The sequence below is a fragment of the Amycolatopsis sp. NPDC043885 genome (genome assembly GCF_056435685.1).
Map to the genome: position 1 here is coordinate 231086 of NZ_JBWKEA010000013.1, position 26500 is coordinate 257585.

Genomic DNA, 26500 nt, shown 5'->3' on the forward strand with positions numbered 1-26500 from the left:
GATGTCGCTCGTGACGGACACTGAACCCGCCTTGATCGCGCTCGACTGGGGGACCTCCGGTCAGCGCGCCTGGCTGCTCGGCGGGGACGGCGAGATCCTGGCCGCCCGCGACGCCGGGCGCGGACTGCTCACCACTACCGAGGACGTGGACCTCCGGGACCCGCGAGCCAGGGCGGCCGCCTACGAGTCGGCCTTCCGGCAGGCCTGCGGCGACTGGCTGACCGCGTATCCCGGGCTTCCCGCGCTCGCGTCCGGGATGGTGGGCAGCGCGCAGGGCTGGACCGACTCCGGCTATCGCACCGTCCCAGCGGCGCTCGACTTCCCTTCGCTCGTCCCGGTTTCCCACCGCGACGGCGTGCTCCACCTCGTGCCGGGACTGCGGATCCCATCCGGCGACGATCCGGGTGACGTGATCCGCGGCGAGGAAACGCAACTCGTCGGCGCGCTCGAGACGCTCGGGCACCCTGACGGACCGCTCACCGTGGTGCTCCCCGGGACGCACAGCAAATGGGTCCGCGTCGAGAACGGGATCGTCACCGGCTTCACCACCGCGATGACCGGCGAACTGTACGGATTGCTGATCGCACACGGCATCCTCGCCCGCACGGCCGCCGATCCGGTCGCCGACGACGCGGCCTTCTCGCGGGGCCTGGCCGCGGGACGGCGATCGCGAGGGCTCGCCACCGAGGCGTTCGGCGCCCGCCCGCTCGTGCTCGACGGCGTACTGGGACCGGAGTCGCTGCCCGACTACCTCTCCGGCGTCCTGATCGCCGACGAGGTCTCGCATCTGCTGCGGGACTCGGACGACCCCGTCGTGCTCTGCGGAGCCGTCGAACTCTGCCGTCGTTATGCCGCCGCCCTCGCCGAAAGGGGGGTGGAGGCCACCGTGCTTTCCGAGGAGATCACCGCGCGGGGGCTGTGGCGTATCGCGACGGCCGCCGGGCTGCTCGAAGACCGTCTCGAAAGGACACTGAAGCCGTGACCGGTTTGATCGCGATCCTGCGCGGAGTGACCCCGGCCGAGGTCGTCGGCATCGGCCGGGCGCTCGTCGACGCGGGATTCCCCGCCATCGAGGTACCGCTGAACTCGCCGGAGCCGTTCGAGAGCGTCCGCCTGCTCGCGGACGCGTTCGGCGAATGGTGCGAGATCGGCGCGGGCACCGTGCTCACCATCGAAGACGTCGGCCGGGCGCGGGCGGCCGGGGCGCGGATGATCGTGGCGCCCAACACCGACCCCGCGGTGATCTCCGCCGCCGTGGCCGAGGGGATGACGCCGTATCCCGGTGTGGCCACGCCCACCGAGGCCTTCGCCGCGGTGGCGGCGGGAGCGCGGAATCTCAAGTTGTTCCCCGCCGGCGCGGTCGGGATCGGGGGCATGAAGGCGTGGCGCGCCGTGCTGCCGCGCGAGGTCGGGCTGCTGCCTGTCGGCGGCGTCGACGAAACGAACCTGGCGGCCTGGGCCGCCGCCGGGGCGGCCGGGGCGGGGCTGGGTTCCTGCCTCTACCGGCCGGGCGACGGCGCGGACGCGGTCGGCGTCCGTGCCCGCGAATTCTCTGAGATCTGGCACCAGGACTAAGGAAGAAACCCATGAAGATCGTGTCAATGACGACATACCAGGTGCCGCCGCGCTGGTCGTTCCTGAAGATCGAGACCGACGAGGGCGTCACCGGCTGGGGTGAACCGGTCCTGGAGGGCCGGGCCGCTTCGGTGGCCGCCACCGTGGAAGAGCTTTCCGATTACCTGATCGGCAAGGATCCCTCGCGGATCGAGGATCTGTGGACGGTCCTCTACCGCGGCGGGTTCTATCGCGGCGGTGGCATCCACATGAGCGCGCTGGCCGGGATCGACCAGGCCCTGTGGGACATCAAGGGCAAAGCACTCGGCGTCCCGGTCCACGAACTGCTCGGCGGCCCGGTGCGCGAGAAGATCAAGGTGTACTCGTGGATCGGCGGCGACCGGCCCGCCGAGACCGCCCGCGCCGCGCGTGAGGTGGTGGATCGCGGATTCAGCGCGGTGAAGATGAACGGCACCGAGGAACTGTCCTATCTGGACACATGGGACAAGGTCGACCGCTGTGTGGCCAACGTGGACGCGGTGCGCCAGGCGGTGGGCCCGGACATCGGCATCGGGGTGGACTTCCACGGCCGCGTGCACAAACCTATGGCCAAGGTCCTGCTCCGTGAACTGGAGCCGTACCGGCTGATGTTCGTCGAGGAACCGGTGCTGTCCGAGCATGTCGACGGCTTCGCCGACGTCCTCCGCACCTCGCCGATCCCCATCGCGCTCGGCGAACGGCTGTATTCGAGGTGGGACTTCAAGGCGGTCCTGGCCTCGGGCGCCGTCGACATCATCCAGCCGGATCCGTCCCATTGCGGCGGCATCACCGAAGCGCGCAAGATCGCGCACATGGCCGAGGCTTACGACGTCGGACTGGCCCTGCACTGCCCGCTCGGCCCGATCGCGCTGGCGGCCTGCCTGCAGATCGACGCGGGCTGCTACAACGCCACGATCCAGGAACAGAGCCTCGGCATCCACTACAACACGAGCAACGATCTCCTCGACTACCTGGCCGATCCGTCGGTGTTCGCCTACGACGACGGACAGGTCGCCATCCCCCGCGGGCCGGGGCTGGGCATCGAGATCGACGAGGAGTACGTCGCCGAACGCGCGGCCGAGGGACATCGCTGGCGGAATCCGGTGTGGCGGCACACCGACGGCTCGTTCGCGGAATGGTGAGCGCGATGACGACTTCCGTCCAAGCCACCGTGCGCCCGACCCGGTTCCGGGTGCTCATCGCGGTGATGTTGTTCATCACCGTCGTCATCAACTACCTGGACCGCTCGAACCTGTCGATCGCGATGCCCGCGATCGCCGGCGAACTCGAGCTGTCCAAAGCGGAACAAGGCCTGCTCCTGTCGGCCTTCGGCTGGACCTACGCCGCGTTGCAGCTGCCCGGCGGCTGGCTGGTCGACAAGATCCCGCCGCGGCTGCTCTATCCGGCCTGTTTGATCCTGTGGTCGCTCGCGACGTTCTTCATGGGGGTGATCGGCGGATTCGTGGCGCTGATCGCGTTGCGGCTGATGGTCGGGGTCTTCGAGGCGCCCGCCTATCCGATCAACAGCAAGATCGCGACCGTCTGGTTCCCGGAACGCGAACGCGCCACGGCCATCGGTTTCTACACCTCGGGCCAGTTCATCGGCCTCGCGCTGCTGACGCCCGTGCTGTCCTGGCTGCAGACCGTGCTTTCGTGGCACTGGGTGTTCATCGCCACGGGTCTGGTCGGCATCCTCTGGGCGGTGCTCTGGTACGCGAAGTACCGGGAGCCGCGCGACTCGCGGGCCAATGAGGCCGAGGTCGAGCACATCCGCTCCGGCGGCGGCCTGGTGGACCTGCCGCGTGAGCGCCCCGAGCGGACACGCGTCACGCGAGCGGATCTGGCGACCGTGCTCGGCAGCCGGAAGCTGTGGGGAATCTACCTCGGACAGTTCTGCCTGACCTCGACGCTCTGGTTCTTCCTCACCTGGTTCCCCACGTATCTGGTCGAATACCGGGAAATGGACTACATCAAGTCCGGCTTCCTGGCATCGCTGCCGTTCATCGCGGCGCTGGTCGGTGTGCTGGCTTCCGGTGTCCTGTCGGACTTCCTGGTGCGCCGTGGTGCTTCGCTCGGGGTGGCGAGGAAAGGCCCGATCATCGCCGGTCTGCTGCTGAGCACCGTGATGGTCACGGCGGGCTTCACCGACTCGACCACGCTGGTCATCGTCATCCTGTCGATCGCCTTCTTCGGCAACGGGCTCGCGTCGATCACCTGGTCACTGGTCTCCGCGCTGGCCCCGCGACGGCTGCTCGGGCTGACCGGCGGGATGTTCAACTTCATCGGGAACCTGTCGTCGATCGCCACCCCGATCGTCATCGGCCTGATCGTCACCGACGACAGCTTCGCCCCCGGTTTCGCTTACATGACCGTCATAACGATCGCGGGGATCCTGTCCTATGTCTTCCTGGTCGGCAAGGTCGAGCGCGTCGCCGAGCGGGTCACGTAACGGCGGTCGTCGTTCGGGCGACTCCGATACCGGCCGGGTGTACCGTACAGCCATCTTTTCGGGCTGCGACGAGGGAGTGTGCCGACATCGCCGGGTTAGAGGCTGCCTTGCTGAAAGTCGGCGGTGCGCTGGCGAGCCGAGCGGTGCGCGCGTGGCTGACGAGCCGGACCAGCGCGGACCGTCGAGAGATGGAGCTCGCCGAACTGGTCGCGTATCGGTACCCGGTCCTACGGCATCAGCGTGAATTCCGGCGGAAGATGGAGGAAATCGAAGAGCAGGTCGCGGATCGCCTGCAACCCCTGTGCGAGAACGAGTTCCCCGGGTTGCCGGAGAACGAACGCGAGGCCGCGACCTTGGCGGTCGCCGATGCGCTCGAGCGGGCCGAACTGACCGACGCGGTGATCTTCCGGGTGGATCTGAACCCCCTCGGCCTGGCGCGCGAGATCAGGGAGCACGCGCCGCAGACGGTGCGCAACGGCGATCTGTCGGAGCCCGCGGGCAAGCTTTTCGATCTCCTTCTGGATCAGGTCTGCTATTACCTGGCCCATCTGATCCGGGACCTGCCCGAGTTCGACGCGAGAGCGTCTGTCGAGATGCTGTCCAGGCTGAGCGGTATCGCAGGCCAGCTCGGTGAGATACTCGACCGGCTTCCGGTGACCGAGCTGAGCGCGTCGAGCGAGGAAGACCAGGACGAGGAGTTCCGGGACGCCTACTTCGAGCTGGTCAGCAATCTGTACGACCGGCTGGAGATTCTCGGCATCACGACGAACTACTACGAGCCGACCATGACCTTGACGGTCGCCTATCTCAGCCTCACCGCGTCCACGGTTTCGAAGGGGCACGAATTCCCCTCGGCGAGGGACAAGACGGAAGCTCCGGTGGGATTCGGTACCGGGGAGCGGGAGCAGGACGTCGTCCGGGTGGGCGATGCCCTCGGCGGTAAACGCCTCGTGCTTCTGCAGGGCGACGCCGGCGCGGGCAAGAGCACGCTTCTCCAATGGATCGCCATCACGGCCGTGCGGCGCAGGTTCGTGGGCAGGCTCTCGGAGTGGAACGGGAAGGTCCCCTTCCTCCTGCGGCTCCGGGACTTCTCGGAGAACCGCCTGCCGAACGGGGACGAGTTCCTGCTGCACGCCAACGCGCCGCAGTGGGGGCCGGTGCCGCAGGGCTGGGTGGACCGTGTCGCCGAGAGCGGGCGAGCGCTGTTCCTGATAGACGGCGTGGACGAACTCCCGGAGCAGGAGCGGGCGAAGGTGCGGGAATGGCTCCGGGTGCTTTGCGCCCGCTTCCCGGAATGCCTGATCGTCGTCACGTCGCGGCCTTCGGAGCGAACCGAGCGGTGGCTCGTGGCCGACAAATTCCAGCCGGTGACGCTGGAGCCGATGAATCCGCAGGATGTCCGCATCTTCATCGAACGCTGGCACAACGCGCTGCTGGATTCGACGGCCGGCCGGGACATCGCGCTGCCGTGCCCGAGGGACGACGTCCCCGTCCATCAGCGAAGTCTTCTGCTGCACCTGGATTCGAGGCCGCACCTCCGCGCGCTGGCTCGGAACCCGCTCCTGTGCGCGATGATCTGCGCGCTGAACCTGGACCGCCGGGCCAATCTGCCGCGTGATCGGATGACGCTCTACGAGGCGGCTCTCGACATGCTGCTCGAGCGCCGTGACGCTGACAAGAAGGTGCGCGTCGACGGAGACACCCAGCTGAGCGCGGTCGAGAAACGGGCCATGCTCAGGGCTTTGGCCTGGTGGCTGAACGAGAACGGGCGCGCGGAGATGTCCCGCGAAGAGGCGATTCACCAGCTGCGGCTCAAGATCGGCACGATGCCCGGTGTCACCCAAGCTCCCGAAGAAGTCCTTCGGCATCTCCTGGAGCGCAGCGGCTTGATCCGGCAGCCGGTCATCGGCCGGATCGATTTCGTGCACCGGACCTTCCAGGAGTTCCTCGCGGCCAAGGAGGTCGTCGAACGCGACAGCATCGATCTGCTGATCAACAACGCGAGCTCGGATCTGTGGCGTGAGACGGTTCTCATGGCCTGCTCCCATGCGACCGCGGTCCAGCGCGATCGGCTGCTGAACGGGATCGTCAACAGGGCCTACGATTTCTATCGCGAGGAGGAGGGGCAGTCCCGGCACCGGCTCATGCTTCTCGCCGCGTCGTGCCTGGAAAGCGCCGTGGAGCTATCCGCCGACACCATCGAACGTGTGGAGGCCTGCTTGCATGAGCTGCTGCCTCCGACGAGCTCGGACGAAGTGAGCGCGCTGGCCACCGTGGGACGGCCGCTGTTCCGCGTCCTGCCCTCCGATCTCAGTGACCTTTCGAACTCGCAAGCGGTGTTCTTGGTGCGCACGGTCGCACTGTCGAACGACATCGATGTGCTGAGGGTGCTCGGCGAGTATGCGCGGGATCCGCGCTGGGAGGTCCAGGAGGAGATCGTCGCCTGTGCCCGCTACTTCGACCTCGGTGATTATTGTGATCGCGTACTGAGGGATGCTCCGCTGTTCGACCACGGTATGGAAATCCGGAGCATGGAGTGGGTCGAACATCTCTACAAGCTGCGCAAGCTGGAAAGTGTCGAGATCAAGATCTACCCGGAGAAGGTCGAGGATCTGCGGCCTTTTCGCCGGGTCCGGGCCCTGCGTGGACTGCTGGCGCATGTTGCCGGTGACTGTGCCGTCACACCGTTGTGGGAGCACCGGAACCACTTGCGGTACCTGAATCTCACTTGTGACCGGTCCTTCGTGGAGCTGGAGACGCTCACCGATTTCCGGTCCCTGCGGGAGCTCGCGCTGGCGCCGGCTTCGGGGCTGGGCGACTTGTCCTTCATCGGCATCGCGCTCGGTGGTTTGACGAGGCTGGAGCTTTCCGGTGTCGAACCGGATGCCGACCTGTCGGTGGTCGGCGGCCTCGCCGAATTGCGACGGCTCGGTCTCAAGGACTGCCGTGCGGAGCTCGACCTCTCCGAGCTGGACGGTCTGTCGAAACTGGAGAGGATCGACCTGCGTGGTGCCCTGCCGAAGCTGGATCTGAGTCCCTTGGCCGATCGGCGTATCCGTGTCCTGCTGGATCGCGATCATCGGTGCGCCGGGCTGGACTCGCTGGGGCCGCAGGTCGAACTCCAGTTCTTCTGAGCAGACTCGGCGGCGTTCCTCGGGGCCTCGGGTATCGCGGTCGCCGGTGGCTTCCTGGCCATGGCCACCCTGCGCTTCCCCCGGAGCGCGCCGAGCGAAGTCGCCGGAGGTGACCCGGCGGTCGTGCGATGACCGGCTGTACCACCGCGTGGAGGGCGAGACCGTTCGAGGTCCGCCCTCCACACGGCGTTTTCGGGGCTGGGCTCACATTTCGTGGTGCCGTGTCGTCGGTTGGGCAGAACACCACCAAGGCAAAGGAGATCGCGATGAACGCCAGGCTCGACTACTTCGGCAACAAGGTCGGCGGAAAGTTCATGAGGACCATCATCTCGGCGGGGAGGGGACTCGCCGATTCACCGCTGTCGCTCACGATCCAGGAACTGGTCCGGATGCGCGCGAGCCAGATCAACGGATGCGCGGTGTGCCTGGACATCCACACCAAGGAAGCCGCCGCCGCGGGCGAAACGGATGTGCGGATCAACCTGGTCGCCGTGTGGCGGGAGGCGAACGTCTTCACCGAGGCCGAGCGTGCCGCGCTGGAGGTGACCGAACAGGCCTGCCGGATGGCCGACGGGGGCGGCGTCACCGATGAGGCGTGGGCGAACGCCGCCAAGCACTTCGACGAGGACCAGCTCGCCGCGCTGGTCGGGGTGATCTCGCTGATCAACGCCTTCAACCGGGTGAACGCCATCGTCCAGAACCCCGGCGGCGACTACCGGGTCGGCCAGTTCGCATGACCGCCACTGAGACAGCACGCAACCGGGCGGTGTTCGGCCGCTTTCACGACGCGACGAACAGCGGCAGCTACGACGTCATCGAGAAGACGATCGACGAGGTCGTCGCGCCGGACGTGGTGTTCCACGCGCCGGTGCCGTTGGAGACAACAGGGGCGCAGGCACTGAAACAGGTGTGGACGGTGCTGCTGCGCGCGTTCCCCGATCTGCGGGTCACGGCCGAGGACGTGCTCGCCGACGGCGACAAGATCGTCTGCCGGAACACCGTCACCGGTACCCACCGGGGCGAGTTCAGGGGGATGCCCGCCACCGGGAAGCCGGTTTCCTACAGCGAGATCTTCATCCTCCGCTTCGCCGGAGGGCGCGTCGCCGAGATCTGGGGTGTCGTCGACGTCCTCACCCAGCTGCGGCAACTCGGCGCCCTAGCGGCGTAGCGGTCAGGCGTCGGCCCACGGCCGGAGTTTCTCCGGGTTCCGCATCCCCCAGATGCGCTGGATGCGGTCGTCGGCGACGTGGAACGCGAAGACGGCGACGGTCCGCCCGGCCTGCTGAAGCACGAGGCCGGGCCGGCCGTTGACCTCCCGCTCCACCAGGTCGAGACCGGACGTCAGATGCGCCACCGAAATGAGATAGGACGCCACCTCCTCGCGCCCTTCGAACGGATGCAGCGCGGCCCTGACGACACCTCCGCCGTCACTGGCCGCCTTGACGTCCGGATCGAGGAGACCGATGAGGGCTTCGATGTCCTTGGCTTCCCACGCCTTCTTGAACTCCTTGACGAGGTCCGCCTGCCGGGCGATCGGGGCGGGCATGAGCCGCGTCGCGCGGATGCGGCGGCGGGCGGAGGTGGCCAGTTGACGGCAGGCCGCCGGGGTGCGGCCGACGATCTCCGCGACCTCGGCGAACGGGTAGCGGAAGACGTCGTGCAGGACGAACGCGACCCGCTCGGCCGGTGTCAGCGACTCGAGCACGACGAGAAAGGCCATGTTGATCGACTCGTCGAGGGTGATCCGGTCAGCCGGATCGTCGGTGGGCGGACGCAGGGTCGTCCATTCGACATGCCCCGGCAAGGGTTCGGGGAGCCACTCGCCGACGTAGCGTTCCCGCCGTGCGCGGGCCGAGCCGAGGAGGTCCAGGCAGATGCGACCGGCGACGGTTGTCAGCCAGGCGCCGGGGGAGTCGATCGCTTCCCGCTGTGCCGGGGACAAGGCGTACCAGCGGCTATAGGTCTCCTGCACCACGTCCTCGGCCTCGGAAAGCGAGCCGACCAGGCGATACGCGAGCCCGATCAGCTGACGCCGTTCACTCACGATCGCCTTCAACGCCGGGTCGAGCGGGCCGTGCGTGCGTTCGTTCATGGGAATTCGCCCCCTGGGTCTCGTGCGCTGTCCCGGGTACGACGAGACACGGCCGCCGGATGTGAGGCCACCTCCGGCGGCGGTGGGCGGTCCGCGGTGACCGGGCGTTATGGGTGTGTGGAAATAGGGACATTCAACATCGGCACGACCACTTGGCCCGATAGCCCTTTGCCTTCACGGACTTCGTGAGTGGCGGTCAGCGTGCGCCCGCTTCCGTGAGGATCCGGGCGACGGCCGTCTGGCCTTTGGCCCGAGCGTGCGCGAGGGGAGTGACGCCCTGCTTGTCTGCGAGGTTCACGTCGGCCCCGGCGGCGACGAGCGCCCGGACCACTTCCTGGTGACGCGGCTCGCCGTCGCCGAGGATGACCGCTTCCAGCAAAGCGGTCCAGCCGAGGTCGTTCACGTGGTCGACGTTGATCCCGCTGCCGGCCACCAACCGCACGTACTCGGCGTGCCCGCGTTCGGAGGCGGGGATCAGCGAGACACCGCCGTACCGGTTGGTGATGGTCAGGTCCGGCTTGGCCTCGAGCAGCAGCTTCGCCATCGGGACGTTGCCGGTGACTCCGGTGACGAGCCACGGCGTGTCGTGCCGCCCGTCGAGCGCGTTCGGGTCGGCGCCCGCTTTGACGAGGACTTCGGCGACGTCGACGCGGTTCTCGGTGACGGCGACGAGCAACGGGGTCCGGCCGTGATCGTCACGGGTCTCCAGGTCGGCGCCCGCGTCGACGGCCTGCCGGACGCGGTTCACGTCGGCTTCGAAGAGTTGGCTCACGGGGACTCCTTGGCGGGGCGGCTGGGACGAGGCGGGCGGCGGGGCGGTGCTCGGCGCCGTCCGGGGTGGTGCGCTCGGTGCCTGCGGGGAGCAGGCACCGAGCACGAGGGCGGCGAGCAACGCCACGATCGCCCGCTCACCGATCATCAGCGAAGGTCCCCGATGGCGCGCAGCCCGGCCGTGGCGAAGCGCTCGTCCAGGTCGCCGCTGGGCGCGCCGCCGACACCGATCCCGGCGATCGGGCCGCCGTTCGCGGCGACCGGCACACCGCCGCCGAGGAAGAGCGTGCCGGGGATGTCGCGGATGGTCGGGCCGTCGCCCTGGGCGTTCTTGGCCAGCGCGGACGTGGGCTGTCCGAAGGAGACCGCGGTGAAGGCCTTGCGCTTGGCGGACTCTTCCGTCTGCGGCCCGGCGCCGTCGCCCTTGAGCAGCACACGCACGTCACCCGAGCGGTCAACCACGGCCACGGTGATCCGCTGGCCCTCCTTCTCGGCTGCGTCCAGCGTGGCCTGCGCGGCGCGGGTGGCGGCGTCGACGCTGAGCACGCTCGTCTGCACGACGGACTGCTGGGCGGGCGGCTGCGGCTTGTGGTCCTGTGCCTGCGCCGCGCCCACCCCGGTGGCCAGCGCGACGGTCGCGAGACCGGCCGTCATGCCGAGGATGAGACGAGTGCGGGGGAGCTTGGCGTTCATCGGATTTCCTTTGCGGTGAGGGGGTGTTGCTTTCCCCTACGACTTTCCCTGCCGGCGGGGCCCGGCGAATCGGGAGAGTGGACATCGATCGGACGTCGAGTGATCGGTAGGGGCATCAACCGAACGATTGATGCGGGGCACCCCGCCTCCCTGCTTACGATCATCGGCGACGAAGGGAGGACCGGATGAAATCGCACCTCGGCGCGGCCACCCGGCTGACCGCCGCGATGCATGCCGGGTTCTTCCTGCTGCTCGCCGCGTCGGTGGCCAGGTTCGTCGCGGGGCACGGGTTGAGCGGCGCCACACCGTTGATCCTCGTGCTCACCGGCGCGCTCGCGCTGGTCTACGTGGCGGGTGTGCTGAGCTGGGAAATGCTCGACCGGTGGCGGCCGGTGTGGTTGACGGCGGTGATCGCGGTCTGGCTCGCACTGGTGGTGGCCGCGCCGAGTTTCGCCTGGTGCGCCGTACCGTTGTTCTTCGTCTGCCTGCAGATGCTGCGCCCGCGGATGATGATCGCGGTGGTGGTCCTGCTGACCGCCGCGACCATCCTGGCCCAGCTGAGGATCGCGAGCGGGTTCGATCCGAGCCTCGTGCTCGCGCCCATCGCGGTCGCGCTGATGGCCACGATGACCTTCCTGCAACTCGACGGGGACCGGAGGAAGCTGGGGGAAGCCGTCAAGGCACTCCTGGGTGCCAGGGTCGATCTCGCGCAGAGCCAGCGACTGGCCGGGATGATGCAGGAACGGGAGCGGCTGGCGCGAGAGATCCATGACGCCCTCGCCCAGGGGATCTCGAGTACGCGGATGCTGCTGCAGGCGGCACAGCGGTCGTGGGACACGGACCCGGAACTGGCGAAAGGCCATGTGTCCCGCGCCGTCGAGGCGGCGGGGGACAACCTCGCCGAGGCGCGCCGGTTCGTCAAAGGCCTCGGGTCACCGCGGCTCGACGCCGGGGATCTCGTCGAGACGTTGAAGGATCTCGCCGAGCAGGTCATGTTCGCCGCCATGCACGCTGTGCGTTTCGAGACCAGCGGAGACCCCTATCCGCTGTCGCCCGAGGTGGAGGCAGGTCTGCTCCGGGTCGCGCAGGGCGCGCTGGCGAACGTCAGCGAGCACGCCAGGGCGACGAAGGCCGCCGTCACGCTGACTTACTTGGTGGACAAGGTCGTCCTCGACATCCGTGACGACGGTGTCGGCTTCGATCCGGCTTCGACTCGCGCGACCGGCGACCGGGGGAACGGGCTGCGGATGATCAGCGAGCGGCTCGCCGAACTCGGTGGTGAGATGGTCGTCGAGAGCGCGCCGGGAGAGGGCACCGCGCTCGCCGTCGCCGTGCCCACCAGGGAGGTTCGATGACCGTCCGGGTACTGATCGTCGACGATCATCCGGTGGTGCGGGCGGGAATAGCCGCGCTGCTGGCCGGCGAGCCCGGCTTCGAGGTGATCGGCGAATGCGCGGGGGCCGATGAGGCCGTGCTGTTCGCCAGCGCGGAGAAGCCGGACGTCGTGCTGATGGACCTGCAGCTCGGCGACGGCCCGGACGGCGTGAACGCCACCGAACGCCTGACCGCGCTGCCGGAGCCGCCGAAGGTACTGGTGCTCACCACCTACGACGCCGAGCTGGACATCACCAGGGCGGTGGCCGCCGGCGCCACTGGCTACCTGCTCAAGGCGGGGCCGCCCGAGGACCTCTTCAAGGGCATCCACGCGGCCGCGCGCGGTGAGACCGTGCTGGCACCTCAGGTCGCGGCCCGGCTCTTCGGGCACATGCGGGCACCGGCGCCCGCGTTGAGCCCCCGTGAGACCGAGATCGTGCAGTTGGTGGCGGAAGGGTTGATCAACCGGCAGATCGCCGCGCGGCTGTTCATCTCCGAAGCCACGGTGAAGACACACCTGGTCCACATCTACGACAAACTCGGCGTCGACAGCCGTGCCGGTGCGGTGGCCGTCGCCACGGAACGGAGGATCATCCGCAACTGAAGGCGTCGCTCCGGGTTCGCGTCCGAAAGGCCGGCGCCAATCGGCTCGAACCCGCGGTCTGGGTTCGGACCTTTCCGGCTGGCAGGGCATCGGTACAGGGGGTCGTGAGTGGAAAGTGTCGTTAGAACGTCACTTGTCACTCACGACCACGGTGAGGGTCAGCGGCGCGGTTCGATCGTCATGTCGCCACGGGTCAGCGCGAGGGTCGTGTCGCGGGACAGCATCTCGTGCGGGAATCCGAGATCGATCGCGCTGGCCTCGTCGAGGCGGGCCAGTTGCGAGCCGGTGAATTCGACCTCCAGCGCGCCGAGGTTGTCCTCCAGCTGGGCGGGTGTGCGGGCGCCGATGATCGGTGCCGTCACGCCCGGGTTCAGCAGGGTCCAGGCCAGCCCGATCTGGGCGGGGCTGCGGCCGAGCTCCGCGGCGACCTCCTTCACCACGTCCACGATCGCGAGATTGCGTTCGGTGAGCGTGCCCTAGGCGAAGTTGAGGTTCTTGCGGGTGCCGTCTTCGGACGGCACCGCGGTCACGTCGTCCCTGTTGTACTTCCCGGTGAGCAGGCCGCCCGCCAGCGGTGACCAGGGGACCACGCCCAGCCCCATCTCGCGTGCCATGGGGATCAGGTCGCGTTCCCCGGTGCGCTCGATCAGGTTGTACTCGATCTGCAGCGCGACCAGTGGTGACCAGCGGCGCAGGTCGGCGATCGCCTGCATCCGCGAAACCTCCCAGGCCGGCGCGTTGGAGATCGCCACGTACAGGAGCTTGCCCTGCCGGACCAGATCGTCCATCCCGCGTAGGATCTCCTCGACCGGCGTCGTGAAATCCATCTCGCGTCGTTGCGGTTGCGTACCACCCGCGGTCGTATCCCCACCGAAGGCACCCGCGTGCTGGCCGAGCCACGGCTGCACCTGCTCGGCTACGGCGACTGGACCGGTCCCGCCTCGGCCACGCTCATCGGCGTCGGCATGACCGCCCGGGCCGCGGTCGCCGACCTCACAGCCATGCTGGTGACCGGCGGCGACCCGTAGGCCTGACCAGAAGGCGTTTGGTCACGTACCGCGCGTCGCGTCCGACACCGCGCAGGGTGGCGGAGGCGAAGCTGCGCTGCCATTCCAGGCCGACGAAGGCCAACCCGTGGTGGGTGGTGGACAGGCCGCGATCGTGCAGCGGCCGTCCATCGGAGTCCAGTGCGCCGAGTCCGTCCAGATAGGACAGTCCGGGCCGGAATCCGGTGGCGAGCAGGATGGTGTCGACGTTTTCGCGGGTTCCGTCCGGCCAGCGCACACCGTCGCCGTCGATGGTGGTGAACATGCGCCTCTGATCCGGTTCTCCGTCGAGAATCGCGGCTTTGTAGCCGCCGGGGTCGTTGACAGGTGAGGTGAGTGGTTCTTTCAGCACATGGCCGATCGGCAGGCGGTCGAACCCGACGGCGGCGGACCAGAAGTGCACGTCCTTCCCGAAGGGGCGCTGCGGCGCGAACTTGATCGGTGCCCGGGTGGCGAGGGTGACCCTGGCGTGGCCGGCGAGCTCGGTGGCGATCTGGACGGCGGAGTTGCCCGCGCCGACCACGATGACGCGCTGCCCGGCGAACGGGGCGGGATCGCGGTAGTCGCTGCTGTGCAGGACTTGGCCGGTGAAGCCGTCCAGCCCCGGCAGAGCGGGAAGACGGGGCCGCGAGAAGCCGCCGGATGCGGCGATGACCACGGGCGCGGACAGGGCGGCTCCTCCGGCCGTGTGCACGGTGAACACGCCGCCCTCGTGGGTGACGGCGGAGACGCGGTGTCCGGTGCGGATGTCGGTGCCGAGGCGGTCGGCGTAGCGGCGGAGATAACCGACGACTTCGTCGCGGTGCGGGTAGTGCTCGGGATCGCCGGGGAAGGGCAGGCCGGGGAGGCTGCTGTAGCGGGCGGGGGAGAAGAGGGTCAGCGAGTCGTAGTAGCGGGGCCATGAGCCGACCGGTTCGGTGCCGGCCTCGAGGATCACCGGTTTCGAGCCGCGGGTGCGCAGGGCGTGGGCGGCGGCGAGGCCGGCCTGGCCGCCGCCCACGATGATCGCGTCGTGCGCGGTCATGAGGTCCTTCCCCGTTGAGGTGCCGCCGCCAGGGGCAGGACTTCCGCGCAGCAGCCGGCCGATGCCGTGTCTTCGGGCTCGTCGAACAGACCGGCGCCACCGCACACACCCGTTTCGGCCATCCGGAGTTCGACGCGAGCGGCCGCCTCGTGGTCCCCGGCGAGCTCCGCGGCGATGCTGCGCACCTGTTCGTACCCGGTCATGGCCAGGAACGTCGGCGCACGGCCGTAGCTCTTCATGCCCGCCAGGAAGAAGTCCTTCTCCGGGTGAGCGAGTTCCTTCGCGCCATGCGGGTACACGGTCCCGCAGGAATGCACGTTCGGATCGATCAGCGGCGCGAGCGCGACCGGCGCCTGCAGGGTCGGGTCCAGGTCCAGGCGGATTTCCGAGAGCAGGCCCAGATCGGGGCGGAATCCCGACAGCGTCACCACTTCGTCGACCCGGTCGAGGCGCTGCCCGGCGGAGGAGATCAGGCTCAATCGCCCGTCTCCGTCGCGTTCGACCGTCTCGGTGCGGAATCCGGTCAGGACGGTGATCAGCCCGGATTCCACCGCCGCCCGCGCACGCAGGCCGAGAGCACCCCGAGCAGGGAGCTGGTCCGCGTCGCCGCCGCCGAAGGTGTTGCCGACCGAACCGCGGCGCAGCACCCAGCTGATCCGCGTGTCCGCGGACTCCTTCGCCAGACCGGACAACGCGACCAGCGCGGTCAGCGCGGAGTGTCCGCTTCCCGCGACCACCACGTGCTTGCCCGCGTACCGTGCCCGCACCGCCGGGTCGCCCAGATCCGGGACGCGGTAGCCGATCCGGTCTACCGCCGCTTGTTCGCCGATGGCGGGAAGTCCTTCCCCGCCAAGAGGATTCGGGGTCGGCCATGTTCCGGAGGCGTCGATCACCGCCTGTGCCGCGATCCGTTCCTCCGTGCCGTCGGCGGTACGGACGTGCACGGTGAACGGCTCGTCGTCGCGGCCGCTGTCCACGACACGGTCCCGGCCGCGGCGCGCCACGCCGACCACCTCGGCGCCGAACCGGACCCGGTCGCCGAGTGCGGACGCCAGCGGGCGCAGGTAGGACTCCGCCCATTCCGAACCTGTCGGGTACGTGTCGGCGGCAGGGCCGGACCAGCCGATCGCCGCCAGAAGCCGCCCGGCCGCCGGAGCGACGAGCTCGGACCAAGGCGAGAAAAGCCGGACATGATTCCACTCCGCCACCGCGGCACCCGCGTGCGTGCCGCGTTCCAGCACCAACGGCTCGAGGCCCCGTCCGGCGAGTTCGGCGGCCGCCGCCAACCCGACCGGCCCAGCTCCGACGACCACCACAGGCAACTCGTTCATCCCCGCACCTTTCATCGATCTGGTTCGATTGAACCGACGCGGAGGACTGTATCGACAGGCATCGATTGACGCAACCATCGATGTTGGTCGATACTGGGTGCATGACCACTGGCGCCCTGCCCGAAAGCGAAGCCGCGACGTACGCCGGCTGGTTCGCCTGCCTGGCTGAGCCGATGCGGGTGAAACTGCTGCACGCGGTCGCGACGTCGTCCGGCGGCCTCACCGTCGGCGCCCTGACCGAAATCCTCGGAACGAGTCAATCCACGTGCTCGCACCACGTCCGGAAACTCGCCGAAGTCGGTTTCCTGCACCTGCGAAAAGAGGGCACCGCCACGGTCGTCACGATCAACCAGGCCTGCTGCAGCGGGCTCCCGCACGCGGCCGACGCCGTCATGGGCCTGCTCGCCCCACGGCCCTGCTGTCCGGACAACGTGCCCGATGACGTCGTCGTCCGGCCGGCGGTCGGCGGCGAAAGGCTCGACGCGGACTGGCTGCCGGGGCACTGCTGGGTCGCCGAGGTCGATGGCGAAGTCGTCGGCTGGAGCGCGGCGACCCCGGTCTCGGGTCGCGATGGTCATCGAGGCGTCGCCGAAACCTCTGTCCACGTCGTCGAAGGTCACCGCGGTCGCGGGGTGGGCAAGGCCCTGATCCACAAACAGGTCACGGAGGCCGATGCCGCCGGGATCCGGACTTTGCAGACCTCGGTCCTCACCGACGACCGTGCCGGGATCGCGTTGCATCGCAGCGCCGGCTATCGCACGGTCGGCATCCGCGAACGCATCGTCGAGCGTGACGGCGTCTGGTGCGACACCGTTTTCCTGGAACGCCGCAGCTCCGTCGACTGAAGTCCGCCCGTTGTCGCTGATCGCCCATTTCGAAGTCGTCGGGTAGTCGCAGACCGTGCCGGTATCAGGTGTCGCCGGTGCGAATGTTCCGGCGACCTGCTGCGTACACGGAAAGTGCTTGAGCCGATCGCGTGATGCCGATACCCAGTTTCTTGGACGCGTAGGTCACGGCGGACTTCGGTGGTACGGTCCATCGCGGTCGAGAACCTCGTCGAGTGATCATTGCCTCGTGTCATTCAGTGATGGGCCTTCGGAAAAAGAGAGTATGAGTAGTGGATTTCGACGCACTGATCGCCGAATTGCGAAACCTGCGGGACAACGTCACCGGGGTGACCGACACGGTGATAGCCGCGGTCGACGGAATACCGATAGTCGCCGACGCGGCGAAGAACATCGACCCCGCGGAGGTCTCCGCGCTGGCCGCCGCGAATCTCGGGATCGCGCGCCAGGCGGCCGAGGTGACCGGGAAGGGGACACTCCGGCAGACCGTGGTGTTCAGCAGCGACGGCTACATGGCCGTCTACGCCATCGACCGGATGGCGCTCATGGTGATCATGGGAGACCGGCAGCTGAATGTCGGCCGGCTTCTTTTCGAATGCCGCCCTGTCATCGACCGGATCAGCTCGATATTGGCCGCATAGCAGCCAGACGAAGAAAGTGAGTTCGATGAACATCGAAAACGCGCTGAAGGAATCCATGTCGATCGCCGGAGCGCTCGGCGTCGCGCTGGTCGATTACGAGAGCGGGATGTCGCTCGGCACGAGCGGGGGCGGTGATTGGTTCAACCTGGAGGTCGCGGCCGCGGGCAACACCGATGTCGTCAGGTCGAAGATGCGGGTCATGTCCGCGCTGTCGCTCAACGACAGCATCGAGGACATCCTCATCACGTTGCATCGCCAATACCATCTGATCCGGCTGCTGGATTCCATGAACGCCAGGAGCTCCCTTTTCCTGTACCTGGTGCTGGACCGGGATCAGGCGAATCTCGCGCTGGCTCGGCACTACCTCAAGCGTATCGAGGCGGAACTGCAGGTCTGAACAGGAACGGAGGAAGCCGGCGATGACCGGAGTCGCGTCCAGTCACCACGTGCTCGTCGCCGGCTCGGCGCTCATGGGCGGTCTCGGTCCGTTGTTCCCGGCGGGGTTGAAGCTCATCGGCGATCGGCTCGAATTGGTGTTCGCCCTGCCGGGCGGCGGCACCGACCGCCACGCCACGGATTCCGCACCGTCGGACCATCCGTTCGTCGCGGTGAAGGAGCGGATCCGGCTCAGTGCCGGCACCGGCATACCGCCACCGCGGTTCTTTCTCGACACCACCAACAGGTGGACGCGGTTGCACGTGGAGCTCACCGGACTCGCGGTGCGGGCGGTGATCGTGCTGCCGGACGAGCTTACGGCCGGGTCACTCAACGCACCGTATCTCGGGTGCTGGCAGCATCAGGTTCCCGGATCCGTGCGGCTCGCGATGGACGAGATCGCGCGGATCCTCGCCCGGTGCCGCCATCGGGCCGGCGGACCGGAACCACTGATCGACCTGGAGCTGGACTATGTGCCGGACCGGGATTTCGAGGCCGTGTTCGCGCGAGCCCATGGTCCGGTCAGGCCGTTCATCGCCCCCGTCCGTCCCGCGTTCAAGATGCGCTGGCACGCGGTGACACCCGCGCAGCGCAAGGCTTTCGCCGTCGATTTGATCGATGTGACGACCGCGGGCCGGTGGCTTCGACGCAAGCCGACCGCGAGGATCATGGGACTCGACGTGGAACTACCGCCGAGGCCTTGGCGCTAGCCCCGGATGGTGGTGAGCGGCGATCCGGGGCGGCCCCGGATCGCCGCTCACGATCGTGTCAGGCGGTGACGAGGGACAAGCCGTAGTTCTGCAGGATCTCGTTCACCGGCTGGAACCAGGTCTCACCGCCGGAGCCGCAGTTGCCCCAGCCGCCGGAGGTGACTCCCTGCGCTTGGTCACCGGTGATGAAGGAGCCGCCGGAGTCGCCGGGTTCCGCGCAGACGTTGGTGCGGGTCATCTGGTGCACCGCGCCCTGCGAGTAGTTGACCGTCTCGTTGTGCCCCAGCACGGTGCCGCAGTGCCAGTGCGTCGTCGAACCGGACCGGCACACCGAGGTGCCGACCGGCGCGACCCACGAGCCGCGGACGAGTGCGTCGCTGACGGTGCCCCAGCCGAGGACGACCGGCGCGGTCCACCAGCCGTTGCCGATCCGGATGAAGGCGTAGTCGTTGCCGGGGAAGGAAGAACCGGCGAAGTTGCCCATCGCCGAGCCGTCCCAGCCGACGACGGAGCTGCCGGTGCCGCCACAGTGGCCGGCGCTGACGAAACCGCCGTGGACGGAGAATCCGATGGAGCAGCGGGTGTTCCCGTTGATGTAGTACGGGTCGCCGCCGACGGTGCCCGCCGCGAACGGCTCGGCCTTGGGCGCGGTGACCACCGTGACCGGACCGGATTTCCTCGCCCTGGCGAGGAAGTCGTCGACGTCGGAACCGTGCCCGCCCGGCCGCACCGCGACCACGACGCTGCCGCTGCGCGGGTCGGCGCGCCAGCCGCTGACGGCGGCGGGAGCGGGCTTGGTCTTGGCCGACATGTCGATTTCGGCCTTGGCCGCGTCGAGCCGGGCCGCGCTGATCGCGACCGCGGTGGGCTCGGCGCCTGCCTGCCGGACGGCGGAAGCGGCGGCGGGGTCGGTCACGCCGACGACGAGTTTGCCGCGCGCCGGATCGAACCAGGCGCCGCCGAACGCCGCACCGGCGGCCTGCTGGGCGACGGGCATCACCCGCGACGCGGTCATCTCCTGGGTGAGCCTGGTCGAGGCCTGCGCGGCGGTGAGCCCCAGATCCCGCTGCATGGCGGCGAGCAATCCGGGGGAAGCCTGCGCGACCGGGGCGAGGGCGGCGGATGTGAGACTCGCGGTCAGTACGGCGGCGCCACCGACTGCCAGGGCGATTCTTCGACGCATGGTCTAGTCCTCCAAGGCCGGGGGAAAGAAACACACTGCCCGCCGAGTGTGCGGCCGTGGTCCGGGAAAGAGCGAGGAATGTCCGGTCTTCTGTCCGGAATTCACAAGAGCGAATTCCGGCGGACCGGGTCGGGAATCGTCTACTTAGGACGAACAGCGGCACGGGCCCTCCGAGCGCCCTCGCAAGGGTTCCAGTACGTTGCCGGATATGACCGCGTCGCCGGAGGAAGTGCCGGAGCAGGTGCTGCGCACCTCGATCGTGGAGCGGTTGTTCGCTCGTGAAGCCGACTCGCGCCCGCTGTTCACGCACCAGGACCACAGTGCCGGTGTGGACAGCACCGTCACCTGGACGAAGTTCGTCTCACGCGTGCGAGTGGTCGCGGGCGCGCTGCGCCTGGTCGCCCGGCCGGGTGATCGCGTCGCCGTGCTCACCGGCCAGGACCTGAATTACCCCTTGGCGTTCTTCGGAGCGCTCGCCGCCGGGCTCGTCGCCGTGCCGTTGATGGCACCGGGCAGTCCTTCCCAGCGAGCCAGGCTCACCGGCGTGCTGGAGGACAGTGGCACGCGGGTGTGGCTGACCTCGTCGGCCGCCGCCACGAAGGTACGCGAAGCGGGCACGCCGGACCACCTGATCGTGGTCGACGAACTTTCCGGACCTCCGGCCGATCCGGTTCCGGTCGCACCGGAAAGCCCCGCCTATCTGCAGTACACGTCCGGGTCGACACGGGAGCCCGCCGGCGCCGTGATCCCGCACCGGGCGGTCGCCGCCGCCTGCTGGCAGGCGAGCCGGGCCTACGCCGTCGACGAGGGCACGACCTGCGCCGGCTGGATCCCGTTCTTCCACGACATGGGCCTGATCCAGCTGCTGTGCCTGCCGGTCCACGCGGGGGCGCGATCGGTGTTCATGTCGCCCGCCGAATTCGTGCACCGTCCGGTGAGATGGCTGCGTCAGCTCGCCGATCACCCGGCCGTGTTCACCGCAGCGCCGAACTTCGCGTTCGACCTGGCCGTCGATGCGGCCGGAGAAGTTGGAGACGACCTCGACCTCTCCGATGTCCGGGTCGCGCTGAACGGCGCCGAGCCGGTGCGGCCGGATACGGTCGCGCGCTTCCTGGCGACCTTCGGCCCGCGTGGATTCCGTGCCGAGGCACACCGTCCGTCGTATGGCCTTGCCGAGGCCACCGTGTACGTCGCGAGCGCGGGCGCGGAAGGACCGCGTAGCGCGGTGTTCGACCGCGAAGCCCTCGCGCAGGGCCAGGCGATCGAGGTGCCGGAAGGTCAGGAACTCGTCTCGGTCGGCCGTCCGCTCGGCCAACGGGTCCGGATCGTCCGGGACGGAGTGGTGCGGCCCGACGGCCTGGCCGGGGAGATCTGGATCCACGGGCCGAACGTCGCGGCGGGGTACTGGGGCCGTGGCGACGCCGCCGCGTTCGGCGGCGAACTCGACGGCGTCGGCGGCTGGCTGCGCACCGGCGACCTCGGCGTGGTCCATCGCGGAGACCTCTACATCACCGGAAGGCTCAAGGATCTCATCGTCATCGACGGCCGCAACTTCCACCCGCAGGACATCGAGGCGGTGGCGGGCGAGGCGCATCCGGCGATCCGCCGCGACCGCGTCGCCGCGTTCGGTGTCACGGACGAAAGGGGAGAAGGGGCGATGTTGGTGGCCGAATGGGCAAAGAACGCCGAAGCGGATGTCAAAGAAGTGACGAGAGTGGTATTGCGCGCGGTTTCCCGCGAACATGATCTGACGTTGCGATCGGTACGTCTGGTTCCTTCCGGTGACCTTCCGCGCACTTCCAGTGGCAAGGTCGCGCGGGCCGCGGCGAGGGCGCGTTATAGTCGGCCCCGTGGGTGATCACCGCGCGGAGGTCGTGAAGGTCGTCAGTGAGACTTTTCGGCTTGATCCCGCCGAAATCGAGTCCGACGCGCCGCTCGAAGAGCTGGGTATCGACTCCAGGGGACGGATAAGACTCCTGTCGGCGCTGGAGGTCTACCACGACGTGAGGATTGATCTGGACCAGCTGGACCGGTTCACCGACATCGGGTCGGTGGCCGAAGTGCTCGCAGAGGCACTCGGCGGTAAGGCCGACGGTTCCGACGAAAGGCGCTGAAAAGAATGAGCGGGGGCTTCACCGCGGCGACCGATGCGCTTTCATCGGCATCGAAGAACATCGGAAAGCTGACGGAACAGTTGCTCGAAGACAACCCGGATCTGTCGAGCACACCGGTGAACGCGGCAGGCTTCGGCCAGGCGCACGGCGACCACGCGAAGAAGTACACCGACGGGGTGGCGGCGTTGTGGGCGTCGGTCCAGGGGTACAGCACCACGCTCGGCTCGTTCGGCACGAACCTCGGTACCGCCGCCACCGCCTACGGCACCAACGAGGACGAGCAGAAGGACAAGATCACCAAGACGGGGATGCGCTAGTGGCCGACAAAACCACCTGGACCGACGTCAAAGCCGTTCTCGACGACCCGGCCGTTCCCGCCGAGCAGAAGACCAAGCTCATCGGCTCGTGGATGCGGACGCATCCGGCGCCCCCGCCGTGGTCGGCGGACCAGGAGCCGGAGGAGATCAAGCAGAAGCGCAAGGAAGCCGAGAAGTACGCGGAGTCCTACAACGCCATCCCGTTTCTGGCCTCGGACGACGTCGACAAGATCTACGGCGAAGCGAAGAAGGCCGGAGATCAGGCCAGCTTCACCCAGAACGAAGAGACGAAGGCCGTCGACGAGGGCGGCAAGAAGCTGGACGGCGCGAAGGAACCCACCGCGGAGGGCGCCGGGACCAAGACGTCGGACGAGATCTTCGACGCCGCCGCGCCCGCGCTCAAGGTCTTCCAGACCTTCGGCTCGCTGCTGGCGAAGGTCCCGGAAGACTGCCGTGGAACCTCTCGCGCGCTCGATTTCGAGAAGGACATCAAGAAGCCGTTCGACGAGCAGCGCGGGATCAGTTTCAAGAACTTCGTCGACGACGCCGCCCACTTCAAGACCGGTTCGAAGACCGTGCAGAAGGCCATCGACGACACCGGTTCCCAGCTGAACACCCTCTACGGGACCTGGACCGGGAAGGCCGCGGACGCCTCGTCGGAGAACTACGACGAGAAGATCCTCCCCAAGGCCAAAAAGCTCTCCGAGACGCTGAACAACGCGAGCGAAGCGACACTGCACACCACCGCCACGGTGTTCAAACTGTGCAAGGGCAAGGCGGACACGGTCGTCGACCTCTACAAGGAGGTCGTCGGCAAAGCGGACTTCGCGATGGCGCAGAAGGTCATCGCCATCGCCGCCGGCGAGAAGAGCGGCAAGGAGGACCTCGGCGCGATCGCGGGCTGGATGGACGTCAACTTCGGCTCCAACCTGGTCCAGCAGCTGAACAACGACGGCTGCTGCGACGACGACGAGTTCAAGAAGGCGGGCCAGGACCTCGCCAAGCAGTGGATCCAGAACCAGTTCATCCCCGAGATGTGGACCATCATCTACGAGGGATTCGCCAAGTCCTGCAAGGAAACCAAGGATTTCGTCAACCAGGCCTACGACGAGCTCGACAAGGTCATGGGCAAGGTCAAGAACGAGTTCGAGGGCGCCGGTGACAAGGGCGGCGCGGGTGGAGCCGGCGGTACGGGCGGCGGGCCCGGCGGCGGTCAGGGCCCGGACTTCACCGGTGGCCAGGGCGGTCCGGGTGGCGGCCCTGGCGGCTCGGGAACCGGCGGACCCGGTGGCGGCCCCGGCGATGGACCGGGTGGTTCGGGCAAGGGCCCCGACTTCACGGGCGGTACCGGCGGTGGGCCGGGCGGCGGTCCCGAGGGCGGCTCTGGCGGCGGTCCCGGTGGCGGTCCCGGCGCGGGTGGTCCGGGTCCGGGCGGCGGTGGTACCGGTCCGACGGGCGATGTCAAACCCCCGCCGGTCCCGGACGTGAAGATTCCCGAGAGCGGTTCCGGATCGCCGGGTGGTTCCGGCGGTGGCCCCGGTGGCGGCCTCGGCGGTGGTCCGGACGCGAACAAGGACCAGACGTCACCCTCGGGTTCGACTCCGCCGCCGTCGAACGGCGACGAGCAGAAGGCCGCGGCCGAAGAGGCGAAGAAACAGGCCGCCGCGGCGGCGGAGAACGCGAAGAAGCAGGCGTCCGAAGCGTTGGGCAAGCTGGGCGACGGTCCGGCCGGGTCCGACCTCGGCGGTTCCGGGGGCTCTGGGCCGGGCGGTTCGGGCCCGGGCGGCGGCCCCGGTGGCAGTGGCAACACGGACGCCGCGGCCGAAGCCAAGGCGGCGGCCGAAAAGGCCGGTGAAGAGGCGAAGAAGCAGGCTTCCGACGCGCTGAACAAGCTCGGCGACGCCCCCGGCGGCATGGGCGACACCGACGCGAAGGACGGCGACTCGAAGGACGGCGAGAAGGCCGCCGACGAGGCGAAGAAGAAGGCGTCGGACGCCTTGGACAAGCTCGGTGACGAGCTTTCCGGCGAAGACAAGCTGACCGGTGACAAACCCGGTGAGGACGGCGACAAGGCCGAAGACGGCGAACGCGAGACTCTCAAGGTCAAGCAGGGCGACACGACCTTCGAGATGACCGAGCCGGACAAAGACGGCGAGATGGAGATCAAGGTCGGGGACGGTTCCGGGCCCGCCAAGGACTTCAAGCTCGACTGGACCGGCGAGGGTGACGAGTCCAAGCTGGGGTCCACGCCGGATTCGGACGACGGGAAACCGGACAAGGACGGCGTCCATCGTCCCGGGCCGGACGGCAAGATCCACATCCAGGACGGCGATGTGAAGATCACCGCCGAACGCCCCGACGGTCCGTCCGGGCCGACGGTCGTCACCGTCGACGACGGCACCGGCAAGCCGACCACGTACACCCTCGGCGAGGACAAGCCCGCCACGGACAAGGCAGCGCACCCCGCGACGCCCGTCACCGGGACGGCGCAGCCCGACTCCAAGCCGGCGTTCACCCCGCACCACGGTGGCGGCGGAACCGTCCCCGATGGGATCGGCGTCCCCGCCGGTGACATCAGCGGCGGGGACGGTGGTGGTTTCGGTGGCGGTGGTGGTGGTGCCTCGGCGCCGTCGATGCCCTTCGAAACCGCGAGCCCCGCGACAGGTCAGTCGCTCAGCGAAGGCCTGCACACCGGCGGCGGTGGGACACAGCAGCCGCAGCCCGTGGCTTCGGGTGCCCCGTCCGCTCCGATGGGCAGCCCGTCGGGGCAGTCGTTCGGCGGCGGCGCGATGCCGCCGATGGGCATGGGCGCCGGCGGAGGTGGCGGCCAGGGCGGAGACCAGGAACGGACCAACCGCGCGTACCGGATCGAGGGCGAGGTGTTCGACCAGGTCAACGAACCCACCGGCCGGATCACCGGTTCGTTGCTGGACGATGAGGATCAGTCGGTCACCCGCAAGCGGTGAGCCGGGGCAGGGGAGAACAGATGAGCGCCGATGACACCGCCACAATGAAGGCGACCCTGGACGGCCTGGTCCGCGAGCAGTCGGAGCGCCGGGCGCTGCGGGACAAACGCGCCGACGAGATCAAGGCGAGCTCGCAGGAGTTCATGACCAAGCAGGTCCAGACCGCTCAGCGTTACGTCGAGCACCGGCGGGAGCTGGGGCAGCGCAAGACGAAGTCCGGTTGGAGCACCGACCGGTCGCACGCGCAGCCGGGGGCGGCGTCACCTTTCGAAGACGACCCTGTGGACATGGCTGCTCCGTTCGCTTCGGAGCCGCCTGCCCGCACGGGGCGGGACACGCCCCGGCGCGCTCCCCGCGCACGCCCGGCACCGGCGGACGACGAGGACGACGCCTTCCTCAACAACCGCTGGCGCGACTGAACTCCCCGTCAGACGACCGGGCCGAGCGCCCCCGCGGCGCTCGGCCTGCGGGAATCCGGCTGATTCAGGCGTCTCGCCGTCCGATGGCGGCCAGCCCGGCCCAGATCGCCGCTGTCACCCACAAGGCCATCACGAACAGCGCTCCCACTGCGGACAACTGGGATTCCGTGCCGGCGAGCTGGCCCGCGAGTTCTGAAGGCATGACCGCGGCGATCCTCTCGTCCCAGGGCGCGGGTACCAGCATCCGTGGTGTCATCGGGAGAGCGAAGAGCAGGACGGCCATGGTGACCAGTGTTCCCGCGGTCGATCTGATCATCGTGGCCAGGCCGAGCGCGATCAGGGTGATCACCATCATGAGCAGGCCATCGGCCAGCACCACCGGAAGTCCGGTGTCCACAGTGGTCAGTGACCCGATCGGCCGGTCGCCGATCACGTTTTCCGGTGTCATTGTCCGAGTTGAGCGATTTGTGCGGTGTGGCGAGGGGTCGTGAGTGGCAAAGAGGGTTCGAACCCGATGCCACGTGGCTTAAGTTGATCTTGGATGGGGGTCTTGATCGTAAGCGGTGAGGATTGCCGCAGGTCAAGCACTCGGTTGCCCTGGTCGACAGGAGCCGACTGCGCCCCTGAACGATGTCCGGGTGGGCGATTTCGCGAGGGGGTCGTGGGTGGCGTTTCGGGTTAGAACCCGAAACGCCACTCACGACCAACCCGACCCACGACCAGGCAGCGAGGGAGCCTTCACTCCACCCGTCAACCTCG

General features: G+C 68.5%; 26 protein-coding genes and 1 pseudogene. 19 read left to right on the forward strand and 8 right to left on the reverse strand.

Annotated features, from left to right (window positions below):
* Window position 1 precedes the first annotated feature (1 nt).
* From AC069I_RS31030 to AC069I_RS31060, 7 genes are all read left to right on the forward strand, one after another.
* On the forward strand, window positions 2–982 hold the full coding sequence (locus tag AC069I_RS31030; RefSeq protein WP_478267019.1) for a 2-dehydro-3-deoxygalactonokinase: 981 nt from the start codon (window positions 2–4) through the stop codon (window positions 980–982).
* Window positions 979–1575, forward strand: coding sequence for a 2-dehydro-3-deoxy-6-phosphogalactonate aldolase (locus AC069I_RS31035; protein WP_478267020.1), 597 nt, complete (start codon window positions 979–981; stop codon window positions 1573–1575). Before AC069I_RS31030 ends, AC069I_RS31035 begins: the two co-directional genes overlap by 4 nt.
* A gap of 11 nt (window positions 1576–1586) precedes the next feature.
* On the forward strand, window positions 1587–2735 hold the full coding sequence (gene dgoD, locus AC069I_RS31040; RefSeq protein ID WP_478267021.1) for a galactonate dehydratase: 1149 nt from the start codon (window positions 1587–1589) through the stop codon (window positions 2733–2735).
* Window positions 2736–2740: 5 nt separating this feature from the next.
* The gene (locus AC069I_RS31045; RefSeq protein ID WP_478267022.1) at window positions 2741–4042 is read left to right on the forward strand and encodes an MFS transporter; all 1302 of its coding nucleotides are present in this window, start codon (window positions 2741–2743) and stop codon (window positions 4040–4042) included.
* A 107-nt stretch (window positions 4043–4149) separates the two neighbouring features.
* On the forward strand, window positions 4150–7176 hold the full coding sequence (locus tag AC069I_RS31050) for an NACHT domain-containing protein (protein ID WP_478267023.1): 3027 nt from the start codon (window positions 4150–4152) through the stop codon (window positions 7174–7176).
* A gap of 266 nt (window positions 7177–7442) precedes the next feature.
* Window positions 7443–7913, forward strand: a complete 471-nt coding sequence (locus AC069I_RS31055; protein WP_034311532.1) for a carboxymuconolactone decarboxylase family protein — start codon at window positions 7443–7445, stop codon at window positions 7911–7913.
* Complete coding sequence (locus AC069I_RS31060) at window positions 7910–8344, forward strand: ester cyclase (protein WP_478233066.1); 435 nt, start codon at window positions 7910–7912, stop codon at window positions 8342–8344. Before AC069I_RS31055 ends, AC069I_RS31060 begins: the two co-directional genes overlap by 4 nt.
* 3 nt (window positions 8345–8347) lie before the next feature.
* Here the strand turns inward: AC069I_RS31060 and sigJ are convergent, their stop codons facing one another.
* From sigJ to AC069I_RS31075, 3 genes are all read right to left on the reverse strand, one after another.
* The gene (sigJ, locus tag AC069I_RS31065; protein WP_478227947.1) at window positions 8348–9268 is read right to left on the reverse strand and encodes an RNA polymerase sigma factor SigJ; all 921 of its coding nucleotides are present in this window, start codon (window positions 9266–9268) and stop codon (window positions 8348–8350) included.
* Window positions 9269–9464: 196 nt separating this feature from the next.
* On the reverse strand, window positions 9465–10040 hold the full coding sequence (locus AC069I_RS31070) for an ankyrin repeat domain-containing protein (RefSeq protein WP_478267024.1): 576 nt from the start codon (window positions 10038–10040) through the stop codon (window positions 9465–9467).
* 146 nt (window positions 10041–10186) lie between these two features.
* Complete coding sequence (locus AC069I_RS31075) at window positions 10187–10732, reverse strand: GlcG/HbpS family heme-binding protein (protein ID WP_478233063.1); 546 nt, start codon at window positions 10730–10732, stop codon at window positions 10187–10189.
* A 185-nt stretch (window positions 10733–10917) separates the two neighbouring features.
* On the opposite strand from AC069I_RS31075, the gene AC069I_RS31080 reads away from it, so the two are divergent.
* Complete coding sequence (locus tag AC069I_RS31080; protein WP_478227944.1) at window positions 10918–12087, forward strand: sensor histidine kinase; 1170 nt, start codon at window positions 10918–10920, stop codon at window positions 12085–12087.
* Window positions 12084–12710, forward strand: coding sequence for a response regulator (locus AC069I_RS31085; RefSeq protein ID WP_478227943.1), 627 nt, complete (start codon window positions 12084–12086; stop codon window positions 12708–12710). The genes AC069I_RS31080 and AC069I_RS31085 overlap by 4 nt, the downstream gene beginning before the upstream one ends.
* A gap of 158 nt (window positions 12711–12868) precedes the next feature.
* On the opposite strand, the pseudogene AC069I_RS31090 reads toward AC069I_RS31085, so the two are convergent.
* Window positions 12869–13534 (reverse strand): annotated as a pseudogene (locus AC069I_RS31090) (aldo/keto reductase); the annotation flags it as partial.
* Between the two features lie 18 nt (window positions 13535–13552).
* Here AC069I_RS31090 and AC069I_RS31095 point away from each other — a divergent pair.
* On the forward strand, window positions 13553–13738 hold the full coding sequence (locus AC069I_RS31095) for a hypothetical protein (protein WP_478267025.1): 186 nt from the start codon (window positions 13553–13555) through the stop codon (window positions 13736–13738).
* On the opposite strand, the gene AC069I_RS31100 is transcribed toward AC069I_RS31095, so the two are convergent.
* Both AC069I_RS31100 and AC069I_RS31105 read right to left on the reverse strand, forming a co-directional pair.
* On the reverse strand, window positions 13704–14780 hold the full coding sequence (locus AC069I_RS31100) for a flavin-containing monooxygenase (RefSeq protein ID WP_478267026.1): 1077 nt from the start codon (window positions 14778–14780) through the stop codon (window positions 13704–13706). The two genes, AC069I_RS31095 and AC069I_RS31100, sit on opposite strands and share 35 nt — an antisense overlap.
* Window positions 14777–16111, reverse strand: coding sequence for an NAD(P)-binding domain-containing protein (locus AC069I_RS31105; RefSeq protein WP_478267027.1), 1335 nt, complete (start codon window positions 16109–16111; stop codon window positions 14777–14779). The genes AC069I_RS31100 and AC069I_RS31105 overlap by 4 nt, the downstream gene beginning before the upstream one ends.
* 101 nt (window positions 16112–16212) lie before the next feature.
* Here AC069I_RS31105 and AC069I_RS31110 point away from each other — a divergent pair, with 101 nt between their 5' ends.
* The 4 genes from AC069I_RS31110 (at window position 16213) to AC069I_RS31125 (ending at window position 18742) form a co-directional block, all read left to right on the forward strand.
* Entirely contained in the window at window positions 16213–16956 is a 744-nt protein-coding gene (locus AC069I_RS31110; protein ID WP_478227939.1) for a helix-turn-helix domain-containing GNAT family N-acetyltransferase, read from the forward strand.
* Between the two features lie 272 nt (window positions 16957–17228).
* A complete protein-coding gene (locus AC069I_RS31115) occupies window positions 17229–17597 on the forward strand; it encodes a roadblock/LC7 domain-containing protein (protein WP_219150733.1) in 369 nt (122 codons plus the stop codon).
* A gap of 25 nt (window positions 17598–17622) precedes the next feature.
* Window positions 17623–17994 carry a hypothetical protein gene (locus tag AC069I_RS31120; RefSeq protein ID WP_478267028.1) on the forward strand — a complete coding sequence of 124 codons (372 nt, stop codon included), beginning with the start codon at window positions 17623–17625 and terminating at the stop codon, window positions 17992–17994.
* 22 nt (window positions 17995–18016) lie between these two features.
* The gene (locus AC069I_RS31125; RefSeq protein WP_478267029.1) at window positions 18017–18742 is read left to right on the forward strand and encodes a hypothetical protein; all 726 of its coding nucleotides are present in this window, start codon (window positions 18017–18019) and stop codon (window positions 18740–18742) included.
* A 58-nt stretch (window positions 18743–18800) separates the two neighbouring features.
* Here AC069I_RS31125 and AC069I_RS31130 read toward each other — a convergent pair whose 3' ends face one another.
* On the reverse strand, window positions 18801–19925 hold the full coding sequence (locus tag AC069I_RS31130; RefSeq protein ID WP_478227937.1) for a S1 family peptidase: 1125 nt from the start codon (window positions 19923–19925) through the stop codon (window positions 18801–18803).
* A 208-nt stretch (window positions 19926–20133) separates the two neighbouring features.
* Between AC069I_RS31130 and AC069I_RS31135 the strand changes: the two genes are divergently transcribed.
* From AC069I_RS31135 to AC069I_RS31155, 5 genes are read left to right on the forward strand one after another with little or no spacing between them, the layout of a single operon-like run.
* A complete protein-coding gene (locus tag AC069I_RS31135) occupies window positions 20134–21783 on the forward strand; it encodes a fatty acyl-AMP ligase (RefSeq protein WP_478267030.1) in 1650 nt (549 codons plus the stop codon).
* Window positions 21776–22039 carry an acyl carrier protein gene (locus AC069I_RS31140; protein WP_478233055.1) on the forward strand — a complete coding sequence of 88 codons (264 nt, stop codon included), beginning with the start codon at window positions 21776–21778 and terminating at the stop codon, window positions 22037–22039. Before AC069I_RS31135 ends, AC069I_RS31140 begins: the two co-directional genes overlap by 8 nt.
* 5 nt (window positions 22040–22044) lie before the next feature.
* The gene (locus AC069I_RS31145) at window positions 22045–22356 is read left to right on the forward strand and encodes a hypothetical protein (RefSeq protein ID WP_340688142.1); all 312 of its coding nucleotides are present in this window, start codon (window positions 22045–22047) and stop codon (window positions 22354–22356) included.
* On the forward strand, window positions 22356–25322 hold the full coding sequence (locus AC069I_RS31150; RefSeq protein ID WP_478267031.1) for a WXG100 family type VII secretion target: 2967 nt from the start codon (window positions 22356–22358) through the stop codon (window positions 25320–25322). Before AC069I_RS31145 ends, AC069I_RS31150 begins: the two co-directional genes overlap by 1 nt.
* A 20-nt stretch (window positions 25323–25342) precedes the next feature.
* Window positions 25343–25741, forward strand: coding sequence for a hypothetical protein (locus tag AC069I_RS31155; RefSeq protein ID WP_478233053.1), 399 nt, complete (start codon window positions 25343–25345; stop codon window positions 25739–25741).
* 64 nt (window positions 25742–25805) lie between these two features.
* Here the strand turns inward: AC069I_RS31155 and AC069I_RS31160 are convergent, their stop codons facing one another.
* Window positions 25806–26189, reverse strand: a complete 384-nt coding sequence (locus AC069I_RS31160; protein WP_478227932.1) for a hypothetical protein — start codon at window positions 26187–26189, stop codon at window positions 25806–25808.
* Window positions 26190–26500: the final 311 nt, after the last annotated feature.